The sequence below is a fragment of the Pseudomonas sp. BIOMIG1BAC genome (assembly GCF_001705995.2).
Lineage (GTDB): Bacteria > Pseudomonadota > Gammaproteobacteria > Pseudomonadales > Pseudomonadaceae > Aquipseudomonas > Aquipseudomonas sessilinigenes.
Window position 1 is genome coordinate 3165317 of sequence record NZ_CP049045.1, and the last position, 14186, is coordinate 3179502.

Here is a 14186-nt window from a genome sequence, read left to right on the forward strand (position 1 = left end):
AGGATGGCTATAGCCGTGCCTACATTGGGAAGCCTGGTCTTACTGCGCAGCTATTGTCTGTACTTGAGGGAGTGGAGTTCACCCGGGGGATCATCTCTGTCTCGGCCTGCTCGCGTCGATATGTTTCTGCTCAGGATTAACGCCTGGCGCCGTAGGCGTATCAGGACACTCCTCTGTCCATCGCGTAACCGTCATCTCATTGAGTTGCTCGCCGATGGTGTCGATACGCAGGCAAGTGCCTTTCCTTGAGTAGAACAAGATGCAGCGCGAGCTATCGAAGGAGCAGGCATCGACGTCGAAAAACTTGTGCGCAGCCAGTTCTCGTTCCACGCCACTGTATCCATGACTATCAGCGGCATGCATCCGTATCGGCTGCCAACCTTGCCTGATTAATTTAGCCCTGGTCTTGATCAAAGACTCACCGACGGCGATGTTGGCCACCCCATGCTTGTTGTTTACTGCCTGCGAGTTATCGGCAAACACTGAGTGGCTACCAATGCAATAAAGCACTACGAGCGTGAGGCTCGAAAGCTTAAGGTCAAGGGTATTAAGCGAGAAGTCGGCGAATTTCATCAGCCTGGTATGCTCAGGGCAAGTGGTCTTGTTGTATCGCTTGATTTACGCATAAAGGCTGTAAGTCGATGCGCCATGGGTACTGCAACGTCCGCTACGAAAACTGATTGTCGGCCACTTGGTCGACTGCTTGAACTCATCGGTGTAGCGCGGGCTGCTTGGCCACATTTTCAGGTAAGGGAGTGTCTGTGAAATCCAGGGCAACTCACACTGCTGTTGGCCTCAGACCGACCTAGAAGGTCAAAGAGACCACCACAGTACTGGGCTTTTGGTATCTGGAACACCTTTTGGCACCACGTTACAGTACTAGACGATGGCCTGGACTCAAACCAAGAACAAGGAGGTGGCTGATGCTGGCAAAACTGTTGGTAACGGTCGGAATTGTCTTCTATGCCGTGGTCGTACCGATTCTTGAGATCAACGATACCCATGTATTCAACCCCGCGTGGGAGCCACATGCCAGGCTGCATGAGACTTGGCAGTTGTTTACCAATACTGCACTTGGAGTATTCAGTGTCTGGCTGGTTTGGGAGGCGGGTAACGTGAAGCTCGCGAGCCTTCTCACGACATTCGTAACGGGCGGATTCTTGTTGGCCTACTGGTTTCGGGATGGCTACGGCGGTTCGATGGTCCTTACCGATGGATCTGAGAGAATGATCATTGGACTCAATCTGGGATTGGTGGCCTACACACTGGCCATCCTGCTTGCCGGGCTTGCCGTGATCATTGACCAACGCAGCCGAAAGTCTGCCTAGACCTCATCGAAAGGCTTCAAATTGATGCTGACTGCCTGATTGTGACAGCGGGGCTTTGATGTTTTTTCATCATGTAGAGGGGAAGGGCAGAGGGGCGCAAATTTAGGAGGATGCCAACCCTTGAGAACTGAATCTAAACCGGTTCTTTTTACTCCGGTGGGATGATCTCAGGTCGCCCTTGGCAGCAGGTTTTTACTCCTCGTCGGTCCAGCCTTTGATTTCCATGGCAAATGCCGACCACTTCTGCTGTTCGGACTCGCTATTTTCCCCACAGTAGCTCGGACCGTCGCGCTCAACTATCGACCCTGCCTTTAGCTTGATCGTCCCGCAGTTGTTGCCGATATCTTCGTCAGCGAACAGGACAATGATTTCTTCAGATGGGTGAAGCGCCGAGAGCGCCTTGAAAACAGGTTCGGGCGCTGACCAGGCTGTATCGAAAGTGAGTTGGCAGCCATCGGTGTCGACGGTCTGGTGGTAGGCGTTCCATTTGGTTCCCCAAATCGAGCTTACTGGTTCACCTTTGGACTTGATGAGCTTGTTGAAGTCAATCTCACCGTTTGCGTTTATCAGTGATGCGAGGACATGGGCAGGGGCGTTGATCTTGTTGGTTACATGGTTGGGCATGGTAAGCCTTCTTTACCTGCGATCGCCTGGCAGGCCGTCTGTTGGTTTATCTTGAACTACCCCAGCCTTGAAGCGTGCTTCTGTACTTATGGAGGAGGTCAATCAGAAGATGCCATGGAGGGCTCGCCTTAGTGTGTTGGCGCATAGCCTTAGGCCTTCATCCAACTCGCACTCTCATGGCTTCGGCGAGAAAACCACCTTGATCGGGTTGTTGGGCTTATACATTGCAATCGATGGGCCGTACTCGGGGTTGAAGCCTGGGAGCCATGCCCGAAGTTCGGTATCCGAGACCCATTCGAGTTGTAGCTGGCTTGCCGACTCGTTTGCGTCGAATTGCATCAATGCCTCCACCGCCGATTGGCATGCTGCCGATACACCCGATTCGAGTATGGAAACCTGAATCTTCTCGCTCCATGTAATGGACCCGCTTTGAGGGCACTGACGTACCTCTACATGATACTTCCCGCTGGGTGAAGGCAGGTCGGAAACGAGTTTGTTTGGGCCGCAGGCTGCCAACAAAGCGGAAAAGAAAAGCAGGGTAGGGATGCTCTTATTCATTGCTGCATTCCAATTGCTAGGGGCTGGCGGGCAGCCAATCCATGAGTCTTGCTATGCAGTGTGAACGAAACAGGACCCGTAGTTAAGAAGTTGCTGCTAAAACACGCCGCGGTGTGCCGCAGCCCGGTTCTCTCATAAGGAGTTCCTTGCGGCATGTGGCCCTACAGGCTTGGATATTGAGTAGGTGGCAAAATGCAATTACGATGCCGCGCTTCTACAATGGAGTCGCATGATGTTTCCTCGGTACTTTCGCTGGATCTCAGCATTTGGCGTGCTCGCCGCGTTGGTTGTGCTCGTCATCATGGCGCTGCCGGTGGTGTCTGGCATGGCGCCTGCTTCTGACCTGATACGGCCTGTCATCGCGGCTGTTGCGTTTGGCTGGGCGTTCACCCAGTCGACCAAGGCCTGACTTTCCTCGATACATCATCAGGGCAGATTGCGGTCCTATGGCTTAAGGATCGACTACTGCTGGCTATAGCGATGGGTGAGGGTGACTGATCAGCCTCTGTCGATAACCGCTCTCATCGACCTGCGCAGGGTACCTGCCGCTATCAAGCAATGTCCGCAACTGTTGCGAATGACTGGATTGCCGAAAGGCGACCTGGCATTCGGCAGCATCGAAGAAGCGCCTAAGGTGCGGCAAGACTCGATCGAGGATGGCTGGCTCCACTTGCAGCGACAGGCTGACAATGTCCAGCTGATCGCTCAGCTCTCGATACATATCGATCACCAGAACGCTTTGGTACTTCCCGCAGGGGTAGACATGTACATCACCGGTGCCCACGGATGTCTCGTTGAAATAGACGTCATGGAGCCCGGTGATGTCGAGCACAATGCCCATGGCCTGCAAGGCCGCCACCAAATCGGTATTGGGGGCGCTCTGGTCGTCGTTCCAGGTAACGAAATCGGGCATGGAGATACAGATATCGAATTCGTTGGCACAGATGATCGGTGTCACTGCAGGCCGCTCCCAGAAATGAAGGGCGCTGATCCTACCACCTAAGCTTGTTGTTCCAGCAAAGCCAGCCACTCTTTCTTGCTGATACGACTTATATGCTCGGTCCGATAGTCACTCATGAATTGATTGAATTTGTTCTCCTGCGTGTGGTGATGCTTGAAGCCACATTTTGCCTGGGCCTTGAATGACTGTTCGTTTTCCGCGAAGTAGCCGCACCATAGGGCACTGAGGCCCAAGTCCTCGAAGGCATGGTGCATCAGGGCCTTGACGGCTTCCGGTATCAGACCCAGGCCCCAGAACGGAACGCCGATCCAATAGGCGACCTCGGCTTCATCATTGGCAATCTCGAAGTTGCTGTCCTTGCCGATCAACAGCCCTACCAGGCCGATTGCGATGTCGTTTTCCCTTGATGTCACGGCATAGACCTCCGGGTGCGAGAAGACTGTCTGGATAATTTCCAAACTCTGCTCCACGCTGGTATGCACCGGCCAACCGGCAATGGGCCCAACCCGTGGGTCCTTTGCGTATTGGTAGAGGCTGGGCGCGTCGCTGGCTTTCCAGGCCCGTAATACAAGGCGTTCAGTGTTCAGCATCGGTTCTCTTCTGTATTGGGAGGGAGACAGTAAGAAGACAATTGTGGAAATGAGAGCGAGCGCCGGCAACGCATGGACTTGGGTAAAATAAGTAGTTTTGAAAACTAGTAGCCCGAATGGCTCGCTGGCCTGGAGTGTTGAATGCAAATGAATTCCCTGGGAGATCCCGGCACCGAAGACTATGTTATCGGTGAGAGCCAGTTCAGCGGGGAAGTAGGGCATCCACTGGCGTTGGCCTATGTGGTTGTGCTGATTTGCCAAGACGGAAGTGCCGAACTGGAGGTCAATTTCCAGCCGTACAGGATGATGAAGGGGGATTTCCTGGTACTTGCTGAAGACTCCATTGCCTTGATAACCAGCAAGTCGGACGATTTTTCGTGTACTGGCTATCGACTCAACCGATCCGCTGCGGCAGAGGTGGCGGCTGTATTGCCTAGCAGCTTGTTCGTTTTTTTGAATCGTTTTCCGTTCTTTCGTCCAGACCAAGGGCTCAGCGCTTTCCTGCAAGCCTGGGAGAGCCAGCTGGCGATGATCCAGGGCCAATGTTCGAGCTACAAGCGGGTCATGTTCATCAATCATTTGCAGAACCTGTTCTTGTGGCTCTGCGCGGAAGTGGATCTGGAGGCGGGGACAAAAAACGACTACAGCAGGCCAGAGGCAATCTGCTGGAAGTTCTGGGAGTTGATTTCGGCACACTGCAAGCAACACCGCGAAGTGGCGTTTTATGCAGGCCTGCTACACATCACTCCCTTCTATCTGTCGCAACTTTCCAAGAAGTACTTCAATGACGCCCCCAAGACCCTGATCGATAGACAGGTGGTGCTGGAGATCAAGAAACAGCTTGGCCAACCTCGAAAGTCCGTCCAGCAGATCGCTGATGAGCTGCACTTTGCCGACGCTTCCTACTTGGGTAAGTACTTCAAGCGTCATACCGGCCTTGGCTTGAGCGAGTACCGCAAAAGCTAGGCAGCCCTGTGCGGTACGAGGGGGGTAAAGACGCCCCTGTGGGTTTTTAGGTTGTCCCCGGTCCGGGTCTTTGGCATCATCTGGCCTTCATTCCTTACCCAATCCTCCACCCCTCTCAATTGGGGGTTGGGTATAGGAATGTCTTGAACCCGGCTGCTCGGCCGGGGTTTCTTCTTAGGGATGAGCCGAAAACTTGCGATGGATATGCAGCATGAACCCTCCGTTACTGACGCTCGTTTGCCCATCAAGCGAAGTAAATGGCGGTGGCGAATTCTGTTCTTCGGTACCTGGCTTATCGCCGCCTTCCTCTTCTTGATCCTCCTGGGATTGGGTGTCGCTGCGCTGATCAGCGGATTCGATGATGAGCTTGATTGGCAATGGCGTTGCCTGGCGTTTGGCACAGGGGGCGCAATTGTCGTGTTGTGCCTGGGGATGTTGAAGGCCGCATTTGTGGAGCGTTCATCCGCTGCCACCTAGAGCAGGTTCTCCAAGACGTTAAAAGCCCGATCAAGCATCGGGCTTTTTGTTGCCTGGATGACACTGCGCCGGCAAGGCTCAGGTGGCGGATTTGAAGTAGCGGGCCGGTGTGCTTCCGAACACAGCCTTGAACGCCGCGACAAAGCTGGAGGCCGATTCGTAGCCCACATTTAGCGCGACATTCGTCACGCTTTCGCCATAGGCCAGGTACTCCATGGCCGTCAGCAGTCGTTGGCGGTGGCGCCAGTTACCGAAAGACATGCCAGCCTCATGGCTGAACAGCCGCTCAATGGTCCGTGGACTGGCGCCCACCTGCTTGGCCAGAACCTCCAGCGGCAGTCGGTTTGCCGGATCGCTACGCAGGATTTTCGCCAGGCGCGTGGCACGAGGGTCCGTGGGGAAGGGCAGGTCCACCGGTGAGTGGTCCAGAGCGGTCACCTGGTCGATCAAGACCCGGGCCAAGCGAGACTGTGGCGTGTTTTCGGCATAGTCCCAGGGGAACCCGGCACAAGCAGTCATCACTTCGCGCATCAGTGGCGTCATGGCAACCACTAGGCAGTAGCCTTCCTTGGGCATGTCGTAGGCATCCGGGTCGATGTACAGCACACGGGTATGGGTTGGCCGCTTGACCTGGGTTGCATGTTCGGTGCCGGAGCTGACCCAGATCGCCCGGGTGGCGGGGAGGACCCACTCCCCCAAATCCGTGGTGACGTGAATGACACCATTGGCGGCGCACATCAGTTGGTGGCGCCTGTGCCGGTGAGGTGCCGCTTCTTCGGGCAACCATTGCTCCAGGCGGCCGACGACGGGGGCGTAGGCATTGTCTGGATCGGGGTCCCTGGGGGGATTATCGTGACGGGTTATCGACATAATTTGGCATAGTACAGATAAATAACGAATTTCACTCCTGTTAATGTAAATCAATCTCAATAAAGAGGTGGAATTTTGCATTCCCGAGGAGTGGTTGTGTCACACGTTCAAACAGATTTCCCCGCACCTTTACCGGGTCATGCGTCGAGCACCCCATCCCTGAAGGGTGCCAAGCGATCGACTCAACTGTCGTTTTTCATGGCGGGGTTCGCACTCTCATCCTGGGCCCCCCTGGTGCCTTTTGCCCAGGCGCGCCTGGCCGTGGACTCGGCCACCCTGGGAGCCCTGCTGTTGTGCCTGGGGCTTGGAGCCCTGATCGGTATGCCCGTTGCCGGAGCGCTGGCCAGTCGCCTGGGGTGTCGCCTATTGATCGTAGTGGGAGGCATTGGCTTGACAGCCACCTTGCCGCTTCTGGCCATTGTCTCGACACCCGCGGTACTGGGGCTCTGTCTGCTGCTGTTCGGTGCATCCATAGGTGCCATTGACGTGGTGGCGAACATCCATGGGACCCAAGTACAAAAGATTGCCAATACGCCGCTGATGTCGTTGTTTCATGGTTTCTACAGCGTCGGTGGCCTGATAGGCGCTGTTGCGGTGACGGCTGCGATCGCTGCCGGGGCAAGCCCGGTGCTGGCTGCAAGCGTTGCCGCACTGGTGGTCGCCTGTTGCTTGCTGATGGCGGCTCCAGGGTTCCTGGACATCGAGAGTAGCGAGAGGGCGCCGTTGTTCGTCATGCCCAAGGGCGTGGTACTGGTGGTTGGGCTCCTGGCCATGGTGATCTTCCTGGCCGAAGGCGCGATGCTCGACTGGAGTGCACTGCTGCTCACCCGGGAAAAACACCTGGACATCGCCGTGGCCGGTGCCGGGTACTCGCTCTTTGCCTGCGCAATGACCCTGGTCCGCCTGGTGGGTGATCGGATGGTCCAGCGCATCGGCGAGCGCACGATGCTCCTGGGGGGCTTCCTGGTGACTGCCATGGCCCTGGGGCTGGCTGCCTGGGCCAGCAGCCTGGTCCTGGTATTCATCTGCATAGCCGTTGCCGGACTGGCAGCGGGCAATGTCGTCCCAGTGTTGTTCTCGCTGGCAGGCCGGCAGCGAATCATGCCAGCGTCCCACGCTATCGCGGCAGCCAGCATGCTGGGCTATCTGGGTGTCCTGCTGGGGCCGGCCTTGGTGGGGTATGCGGCACACGCCATCGGACTCATTCACTCCTTCTATGCCGTGGCAGCGCTGGTCGCCCTGGCCGCGATGGTTATCCCGTGGATGATTGCCAGTCGTGCCCCGTCTGCTGGAGCATCTGCATGAACTGCTGCAGATGCGCCGCGGCCTTCACGGGCTCGGCTTGGAGCAGGCAATGAGGGGCATCGACCTCGATCAGATGCACATCTTGGCGAAGCTGCTGGATCAAGGCCGAAGCCTGGGGAGGCACCAGTCGATCCTCCCGGGCGCGCAGATACAGCAGCGGTACCTCCAAGGCAGCCAAGGCCTGGCACCTGTCGACACCGATCACCTCCCGCAAGCGCAGACGCAGCACTGCCGGCGCCACCCGGGCGACGGCGGTGATGAGCATGTTGCGCAGCGTTGGGGTGGAAAACCCGCCCAGTAGCAGGGCATCCATCGGCCAGGAAGGCAGGTATTGCAAGGGCATGAACTTGAGCAAGGGCGCCAGGGGCGCCAACGCTGGACGGGGATTGCGGACAAAGCTGCTGCACAGGACCAACCCGATCAATCCTGTGGGCCGCCTGGCGGCGATACCCACCGCTATCGGGCCGGAAAAGGACTCACCCAGCAGCACGAACGGTCGCTCCCGTGGGATCTGCTGCCACACGCGCTCTTCCAGGGCCGGATAATCAAGGGCCCGGTCGCTCGGGTAATCCAGGACCTGCACCGGGGTGCTGGGGCCCAGTGCGTCAAGCAAGGGTTGGAACAGGGTGCCGGTGCCGTCCATTCCAGGCAGCAGGACCAGCATCGGGGGGAGGGTAGCAGTCATCGACCAGGCGATCCTTACCAGGCAGTTCGGTTAGTGGCGCAGGATACTCCGCTGCAATCGGCAGGCACAGCCAACAGCGCATCGAGCTTTATTGAGGTATATCAATCCCTTGAGTGGTAGATGGGGCCAAGCGCTGGAACAGAGCAGCTTTTCACAAATTTGAGTTAACCATTGATTACAAACTGTGGCTAAAATGCCAGCCGACGGCCAGATGCCGAGAGCCGGACGGGCAACGAAGCGTGTTGCCCGTCGCGCTTTTTCAATTCAGACGCTGCCATTTGCCTCTGGCCTTCCGGGCTTTTGGAGGCGCAGCATGTTCCCTTCTGACATGTGACGATTTCCGTGAAACTCATCATTGCCGCTGTATACGTCCTATCCATCGCATACGTACACCTGCGGGGGCGCGTGCGCCACAAACTGGGCCGCCAGCTCAGTGACCACTCCACCTTCCTGGCCCCCATCAACTGCTTCCTCTACCTGTTCTCCAAGCACCCGAACCGGCCTTACCTGGACCCGGCGGATTTTCCTGAAATGCAAAAGCTGCAGGAGCATTGGGAAGAGATTCGTGCCGAGGGCCAGAACCTGCTGCAGGCTGGCGAGATCAAGCGTTCGGAGCAGTACAACGACGTAGGTTTCAACTCGTTTTTCAAGACCGGTTGGAAGCGCTTCTACCTCAAGTGGTACGGCGATAGCCATCCATCGGCCATGAAGCTGTGCCCGCGCACCACCGAGCTGGTGCAAAGCATCGGTTCGATCAAGGCGGCGATGTTCGCCGAGTTGCCTCCGGGCTCCAAGCTGGTACGCCACCGCGACCCCTATGCTGGTTCCTACCGTTATCACCTGGGCTTGTCCACGCCTAACAGCGAAGGTTGCTACATCGACGTCGATGGCGAGCGCTATCACTGGCGTGACGGCGAAGCCGTGATGTTCGATGAGACCTATATCCACTACGCGGAAAACACCACCGACCAGAATCGCATCATCCTGTTCTGCGATGTCGAGCGGCCGATGAAATATCGCTGGGCCGCAGCGTTCAATGGATGGTTCAGCCGCACCGTGATGTCGGCGGCCGGCTCGCCCAATGATGCCGGTGACAAGACTGGTGGCCTGAACCGTGCCTTCAACCGCCTGTACAAGATTCGCCTGCGGGGCAAGGAACTGAAAAAGCGCAATCGCACGCGCTACTACCTGGAAAAGTGGGCGATCTTCGCCGCACTCTTGTTGCTGTTCATCTATATCTGATTTATCCCGCCTCCAGCAGCCCTTTCACCGAGCCGTTATTGCGCGGTGGTGAAGGGGCCTGCCGATCCGCCCCCGCATCTGCGTCCTGGATACTGGGCGCTGCATGTTCTTGAAGATAATTTGATTAACAAAGCCGAACCCTGGGCGTAGCGTGGAATCGTATTCGATACCTTGTCGCTCCCATGGAGGCTTGTCATGAACAGTCTGGTTCGCGGGCTCACCGCATTGTGTTTGCTTGGTTGGGCTACCGCCAGCACCTGGGCCGCGAGTCCCGAAGCCCTTGTTTCCAGCCCGTTTCCCGAAACCCAGCAGTTGGCTCAGAACCTGCCGGGTAGCGGCAACAACGACCCTTACAGCAATCCCATCCGTCGGGCGAACCCCAACAGCATGCAGGGTACCCAGCCTGCCAACCCTCCGCTGCGTGGTCCTGGCACCGTGCCCAATGGCCAGCCGCCTAGTCTGGAGAACGGCGGCATTGGCAACGGCTATCCTCGTGGCAGGGCCCCGCAACCCAATCCCGACCCCCGGTTGCCGAGCCCCAGTTACGACGCCAATGGCAACCGGCGTTGAGGCAATCCGTTGTCGAGCAGGCGGCCGGCAGGCTGCCAGGGAATTCAATGATCCATAGAAGGAAGCAAGGCATGCGTAGAACCCTTTTTGCCGCGTTGTGCGCCAGCACCCTGTTGAGCGCCGTATCGGTCCAGGCCGCGGATCCCCAGCAGTTTCCCAGCGAGCAGGGCACCTTGAGCCTGGTCCCTGTGGTGCAGGGGTTGAATCATCCCTGGGCCCTGGCCTTCCTGCCAGGACGCCAGGGTATTCTGGTGACCGAGCGCCCCGGCAACCTGCGACTGGTCAGCCCCGAGGGCAAGCTGTCGGCACCCCTGAGTGGCGTGCCAGAGGTGTGGGCCAAGGGGCAGGGCGGCTTGCTGGATGTGGCGCTGTCGCCGGATTTCCAGCAGGACCGCATGGTCTATCTGTCCTACGCAGAAGGCAGTGCCCAGGGCGATACGGCCGGTACGGCCGTGGGGCGCGGACGGCTGGCGGCCGATGGTCGTGGGCTCAAGGACTTCCAGGTGATCTTCCGCCAGGAGCCGAAACTGTCGGTGGGCAATCATTTCGGTTCACGGCTGGTGTTCGACCGCGACGGCTATCTGTTCATCACCCTGGGGGAAAACAATGACCGCATCACCGCCCAGGACCTGGGCAAGCTCCAGGGCAAGATCGTGCGCCTGTATGCCGACGGCCGAGTACCGCAAGACAATCCCTTCGTCGGCCGGGCCGGGGTGCGGCCGGAGATATGGAGCTATGGCCATCGCAACCCCCAGGGCGCGGCGCTCAATCCCTGGAGCGGCACGGTATGGGCGAACGAGCACGGGCCCAAGGGAGGCGACGAGGTCAACATCATCGAGCGTGGCAGGAACTACGGTTGGCCCCTGGCAACCCATGGCATCGACTATTCCGGCCAGCCGATTCCCGAGGCCAAGGGCCAGGACGCTCCTGGCACCCAGGTGCCCCATCATGTCTGGGAGAAGTCCCCGGGCATCAGCGGCATGGCCTTTTATGATGACGAGCGCTTCAAGCCCTGGCAGCACAACGCCTTTATCGGTGCCCTGGTCAGTGGCGAACTGATCCGGCTGCAGTTCGACGGTGATCGGGTGGTGCACGAGGAGCGCCTGCTGGGCGAATTCAAGTCGCGTATCCGCGATGTGCGCCAGGGGCCCGATGGGTATCTTTATGTCGTTACCGACGAGGATCAGGGTGGGCTCTACAAGATAGGCCTGCAGTAGCACCACCTACGTGGGCCGTCGTGACGAAAGCACCACGGCGGCCCGCAACTTATTGCTGCCGAAGCTGCACATCTTGTCGAACTCATCGTGGCTCACGGGTAAATGCTGGCAATCCATGGGCTGGCGGTGCTGGCTGTGGTCGACATCCGGGTCGTGCAGGTAGACGAAATCCTCGTCGCAGTCGGTCACGATCACCCAATGGGGGGCCTTGGAGCGGGTCAGGCGATAGCTGCTGATCAGCACCAGGGGGCGGCCGCCAGCATCCAGCAGCCGCGCCAGGTCCAGCGGGCCGCCGAGCACCTGCTGCACATCGCTACGGTCCAGCTCTTTGCAGAACTCATCGTGGACCAGGCGCATGACGTCTTTTTTATGCTCGTCGCGCACACCGTTGAGAAACAACGGCCCGGCACTGTTGACCTGCAGGCGCACGGCAAATCCCCGGCGCCAGGCCGCCAGTGCCAGTCCCTGGGGGCTGCAGCCGCCATGTCCGGCAGTCATGAATACCGTGGTGGCCTCGCGCCAGATCTGCAACTCCTCGGTACGCATCAAGGGGCGTGATGGTTGCAGCGCGGCCATGGCCATCAGCAAGCAGGCCGGACCACAGGTGAAATCGGTGGTCTGCTGGTAGTAAGGCACTCGAATGCTACGGGTCTCGCGGTGTTCGCGAATGCGTTTTTCCAGGCGCAGCGCGTCGGCATGGTCTTCGTAGTAGTCGTGGATACGGGCGAAGCGCCGATAGCCATGGCGCTCGTACAGGGCGATGGCTGTCGGGTTATCGCTGCGCACCTCCAGGCGCAGGTAGGCGCAGTCATGCTCCAGGGCGCAGGTTTCGATCCGTTGCAACAGGCGTTTGCCCAGGCCCAGCCCACGGGCGTCGGTAGCGATGGCGATGGAGTAGAGGCGCGCCAGGGATGTGCCGCGATGAAACAACACCAGGGCATATCCGAGTACTCGATCTTGATGCTGGGCCACCCAGAGTTGCCCATGGGCGCGGCTGATCATCCATTGAAAGCTGCGCGGGGTCAGGCGGTCGCTGGTGAAACATTGCTGTTCCAGAGCCACCAGTGCCGGCAGGTCGTCGGGGGTTGCAGTGCGAAAGACAAGATCCATATAACCGCCGTAAAAGTTGCGTAATGAAACGAGACTTCAAAAAAAGTTCGTGCTTAATAGAAAGGGTCAGGTTTCTTCAGCGAGATCGAACTTTATGTCAGCGGTACAAAATCATTGGCCAGAAGTATCCGGGCAAAGTTTGCCGGCGGCAATCACTTCGACAAGTTATTTGTCGGCTGTCGATAAAGCCTCCAGCCAGGTCATTATCATTGTCGAGCGTAAGGAAGACTGGGCTTCTTATTTTCCAAGTGAAGATATTCTCAGCGCCCAGGAGTATCTGGAACACAGTTGTGAAAGTGAACCGGGCAAGCGCGTCCAGGTCATCAACTTGTGCCGCAACTACAAGTACCTGGGTCATGGCTATTACTGCTCATTGCTGGCTGAGGCCCGCGGCCATCGGGTGATTCCTTCGGTACGGACAATCAGCGAGCTGACCCGCAAGGCCCTCTACGGGCTGGCGCTGGACGATCTGGACAAGACCCTGGAAAAGGCCCTCAGCCATCATCTCTACCGTGAAACCGAGGGCTTTACGCTAACCCTCTATTTTGGTCGAACCCATATAGAACCCTTGCAAGAGTTGGCCAGACAGTTATTCGAGTTGTTTCCATGTCCGATTCTATTGGTTGAGTTCAAAAGAACGGATAGTTGGCATATCGAAGGGGTCAAAAGTGGGGCGCTACATAAGTTGCGAGAAGATCAGGAAGATCAATTCGCCAACTCACTGGACAGTTTCAGTCGCAAGGTCTGGCGTGTTCCGCGTTCCCGGCGTCTGGCCCGTTATGACCTGGCGATCCTGCATGACCCACAGGAAGCACTACCGCCTTCCAATGCCCGGGCGCTGGAAAACTTCATCCGGGTCGGCAAGGGCCTGGGGATCGATGTGGAACTGATCGAGAAGAAGGATTACTCGCGCCTGGCCGAATACGATGCCCTGCTGATTCGCGAGACCACCAGCATCGATAACCACACCTATCGTTTTGCCAAGAAGGCCGAGAGCGAAGGGCTGGTGGTGATGGACGACCCGACCTCGATCCTGCGCTGCACCAACAAGGTCTATCTCAGCGACCTGCTCAAGCGCCACCGGCTGGGCATGCCTGCCACCGAGATCCTGTACAAGGAGCGACCGCAGGACTTCGAGCGGGTTGGCGAGCGCTTGGGCTTTCCCCTGGTGCTGAAGATTCCCGATGGCTGTTTCTCCCGAGGCGTGATCAAGGTCGAGAACCAGCAGGCGCTGCTTGAGGCGACGGCCGAACTGTTCGAGCACTCGGTACTGCTGCTGGCCCAGGAGTTTTTCTACACCGAGTACGACTGGCGCATCGGCATTCTCAATCGCAAGCCGATCTTTGCCTGCCAGTACTTCATGTCCAAGGGGCATTGGCAGATCTACAACCACAAGGCCAAGGGCCAGGACATCAACGGTGAATGCCGTACCCTGGCGGTCCACGAGGCCCCGCGGGCCGTGGTGGAGCTGGCGGTGAAAACCGCCAACCTGATCGGCGATGGGCTGTATGGGGTCGATCTCAAGCAGTCCGGCGACAAGGTGGTGGTGATCGAGGTGAACGACAACCCCAACCTCGACTGCGGAATCGAGGACGCTTATCTGCAGGACGACCTGTACTCCCTGGTGCTGGAGGAGTTCGTCCGCCGCCTGGAGCTCAAGCGTCGCGGCCAGGCCTGGTGAGA

At 58.0% G+C, this 14186-nt stretch carries 17 protein-coding genes; 9 read left to right on the forward strand and 8 right to left on the reverse strand.

Features of this window, described 5'->3' with window-relative positions; genetic code table 11:
• Nucleotides 1-90: 90 nt before the first annotated feature.
• A complete protein-coding gene (locus tag ATY02_RS15065) occupies nucleotides 91-573 on the reverse strand; it encodes a hypothetical protein (RefSeq protein ID WP_068586546.1) in 483 nt (160 codons plus the stop codon).
• 350 nt (nucleotides 574-923) lie between these two features.
• Here ATY02_RS15065 and ATY02_RS15070 point away from each other — a divergent pair, with 350 nt between their 5' ends.
• Nucleotides 924-1328: a hypothetical protein gene (locus tag ATY02_RS15070; protein WP_068586536.1), complete on the forward strand. Its 405-nt coding sequence runs from the start codon at nucleotides 924-926 to the stop codon at nucleotides 1326-1328.
• Between the two features lie 192 nt (nucleotides 1329-1520).
• Here ATY02_RS15070 and ATY02_RS15075 read toward each other — a convergent pair whose 3' ends face one another.
• Complete coding sequence (locus ATY02_RS15075) at nucleotides 1521-1952, reverse strand: hypothetical protein (protein WP_068586532.1); 432 nt, start codon at nucleotides 1950-1952, stop codon at nucleotides 1521-1523.
• A 174-nt stretch (nucleotides 1953-2126) separates the two neighbouring features.
• The gene (locus ATY02_RS15080) at nucleotides 2127-2510 is read right to left on the reverse strand and encodes a hypothetical protein (RefSeq protein ID WP_068586529.1); all 384 of its coding nucleotides are present in this window, start codon (nucleotides 2508-2510) and stop codon (nucleotides 2127-2129) included.
• A gap of 229 nt (nucleotides 2511-2739) precedes the next feature.
• Here ATY02_RS15080 and ATY02_RS15085 point away from each other — a divergent pair, with 229 nt between their 5' ends.
• Entirely contained in the window at nucleotides 2740-2919 is a 180-nt protein-coding gene (locus tag ATY02_RS15085) for a hypothetical protein (RefSeq protein ID WP_068595629.1), read from the forward strand.
• Nucleotides 2920-2982: 63 nt separating this feature from the next.
• Here ATY02_RS15085 and ATY02_RS15090 read toward each other — a convergent pair whose 3' ends face one another.
• Both ATY02_RS15090 and ATY02_RS15095 read right to left on the reverse strand, forming a co-directional pair.
• Nucleotides 2983-3468, reverse strand: a complete 486-nt coding sequence (locus tag ATY02_RS15090) for a hypothetical protein (RefSeq protein WP_068586526.1) — start codon at nucleotides 3466-3468, stop codon at nucleotides 2983-2985.
• 41 nt (nucleotides 3469-3509) lie between these two features.
• Nucleotides 3510-4061 (reverse strand): GNAT family N-acetyltransferase, encoded by a 552-nt coding sequence (locus tag ATY02_RS15095; protein ID WP_068586523.1) that lies wholly within the window; start codon nucleotides 4059-4061, stop codon nucleotides 3510-3512.
• 141 nt (nucleotides 4062-4202) lie between these two features.
• Between ATY02_RS15095 and ATY02_RS15100 the strand changes: the two genes are divergently transcribed.
• Together ATY02_RS15100 and ATY02_RS15105 are read left to right on the forward strand one after the other, a co-directional pair.
• Nucleotides 4203-5027, forward strand: a complete 825-nt coding sequence (locus tag ATY02_RS15100; protein ID WP_068586520.1) for a helix-turn-helix domain-containing protein — start codon at nucleotides 4203-4205, stop codon at nucleotides 5025-5027.
• A gap of 180 nt (nucleotides 5028-5207) precedes the next feature.
• Nucleotides 5208-5504, forward strand: coding sequence for a hypothetical protein (locus tag ATY02_RS15105; RefSeq protein WP_083236034.1), 297 nt, complete (start codon nucleotides 5208-5210; stop codon nucleotides 5502-5504).
• Nucleotides 5505-5582: 78 nt separating this feature from the next.
• Here the strand turns inward: ATY02_RS15105 and ATY02_RS15110 are convergent, their stop codons facing one another.
• Nucleotides 5583-6374, reverse strand: a complete 792-nt coding sequence (locus ATY02_RS15110; RefSeq protein ID WP_164487324.1) for an AraC family transcriptional regulator — start codon at nucleotides 6372-6374, stop codon at nucleotides 5583-5585.
• Between the two features lie 198 nt (nucleotides 6375-6572).
• On the opposite strand from ATY02_RS15110, the gene ATY02_RS15115 reads away from it, so the two are divergent.
• Nucleotides 6573-7679 (forward strand): MFS transporter, encoded by a 1107-nt coding sequence (locus tag ATY02_RS15115; protein WP_083236036.1) that lies wholly within the window; start codon nucleotides 6573-6575, stop codon nucleotides 7677-7679.
• Here ATY02_RS15115 and ATY02_RS15120 read toward each other — a convergent pair.
• Complete coding sequence (locus tag ATY02_RS15120) at nucleotides 7627-8364, reverse strand: alpha/beta fold hydrolase (protein WP_068586512.1); 738 nt, start codon at nucleotides 8362-8364, stop codon at nucleotides 7627-7629. The genes ATY02_RS15115 and ATY02_RS15120 overlap by 53 nt on opposite strands.
• Before the next feature lie 342 nt (nucleotides 8365-8706).
• Between ATY02_RS15120 and lpxO the strand changes: the two genes are divergently transcribed.
• The 3 genes from lpxO (at nucleotide 8707) to ATY02_RS15135 (ending at nucleotide 11393) form a co-directional block, all read left to right on the forward strand.
• Nucleotides 8707-9606: a lipid A hydroxylase LpxO gene (lpxO, locus tag ATY02_RS15125; protein ID WP_068586509.1), complete on the forward strand. Its 900-nt coding sequence runs from the start codon at nucleotides 8707-8709 to the stop codon at nucleotides 9604-9606.
• Between the two features lie 195 nt (nucleotides 9607-9801).
• Complete coding sequence (locus ATY02_RS15130) at nucleotides 9802-10176, forward strand: hypothetical protein (RefSeq protein ID WP_068586506.1); 375 nt, start codon at nucleotides 9802-9804, stop codon at nucleotides 10174-10176.
• 71 nt (nucleotides 10177-10247) lie between these two features.
• Nucleotides 10248-11393, forward strand: a complete 1146-nt coding sequence (locus ATY02_RS15135) for a PQQ-dependent sugar dehydrogenase (RefSeq protein WP_068586503.1) — start codon at nucleotides 10248-10250, stop codon at nucleotides 11391-11393.
• Between the two features lie 6 nt (nucleotides 11394-11399).
• Here the strand turns inward: ATY02_RS15135 and rimI are convergent, their stop codons facing one another.
• Nucleotides 11400-12503 (reverse strand): ribosomal protein S18-alanine N-acetyltransferase, encoded by a 1104-nt coding sequence (gene rimI / locus ATY02_RS15140; RefSeq protein WP_068586501.1) that lies wholly within the window; start codon nucleotides 12501-12503, stop codon nucleotides 11400-11402.
• Between the two features lie 94 nt (nucleotides 12504-12597).
• Between rimI and ATY02_RS15145 the strand changes: the two genes are divergently transcribed.
• A complete protein-coding gene (locus ATY02_RS15145) occupies nucleotides 12598-14184 on the forward strand; it encodes a RimK family protein (RefSeq protein ID WP_068586498.1) in 1587 nt (528 codons plus the stop codon).
• Nucleotides 14185-14186 lie beyond the last annotated feature (2 nt).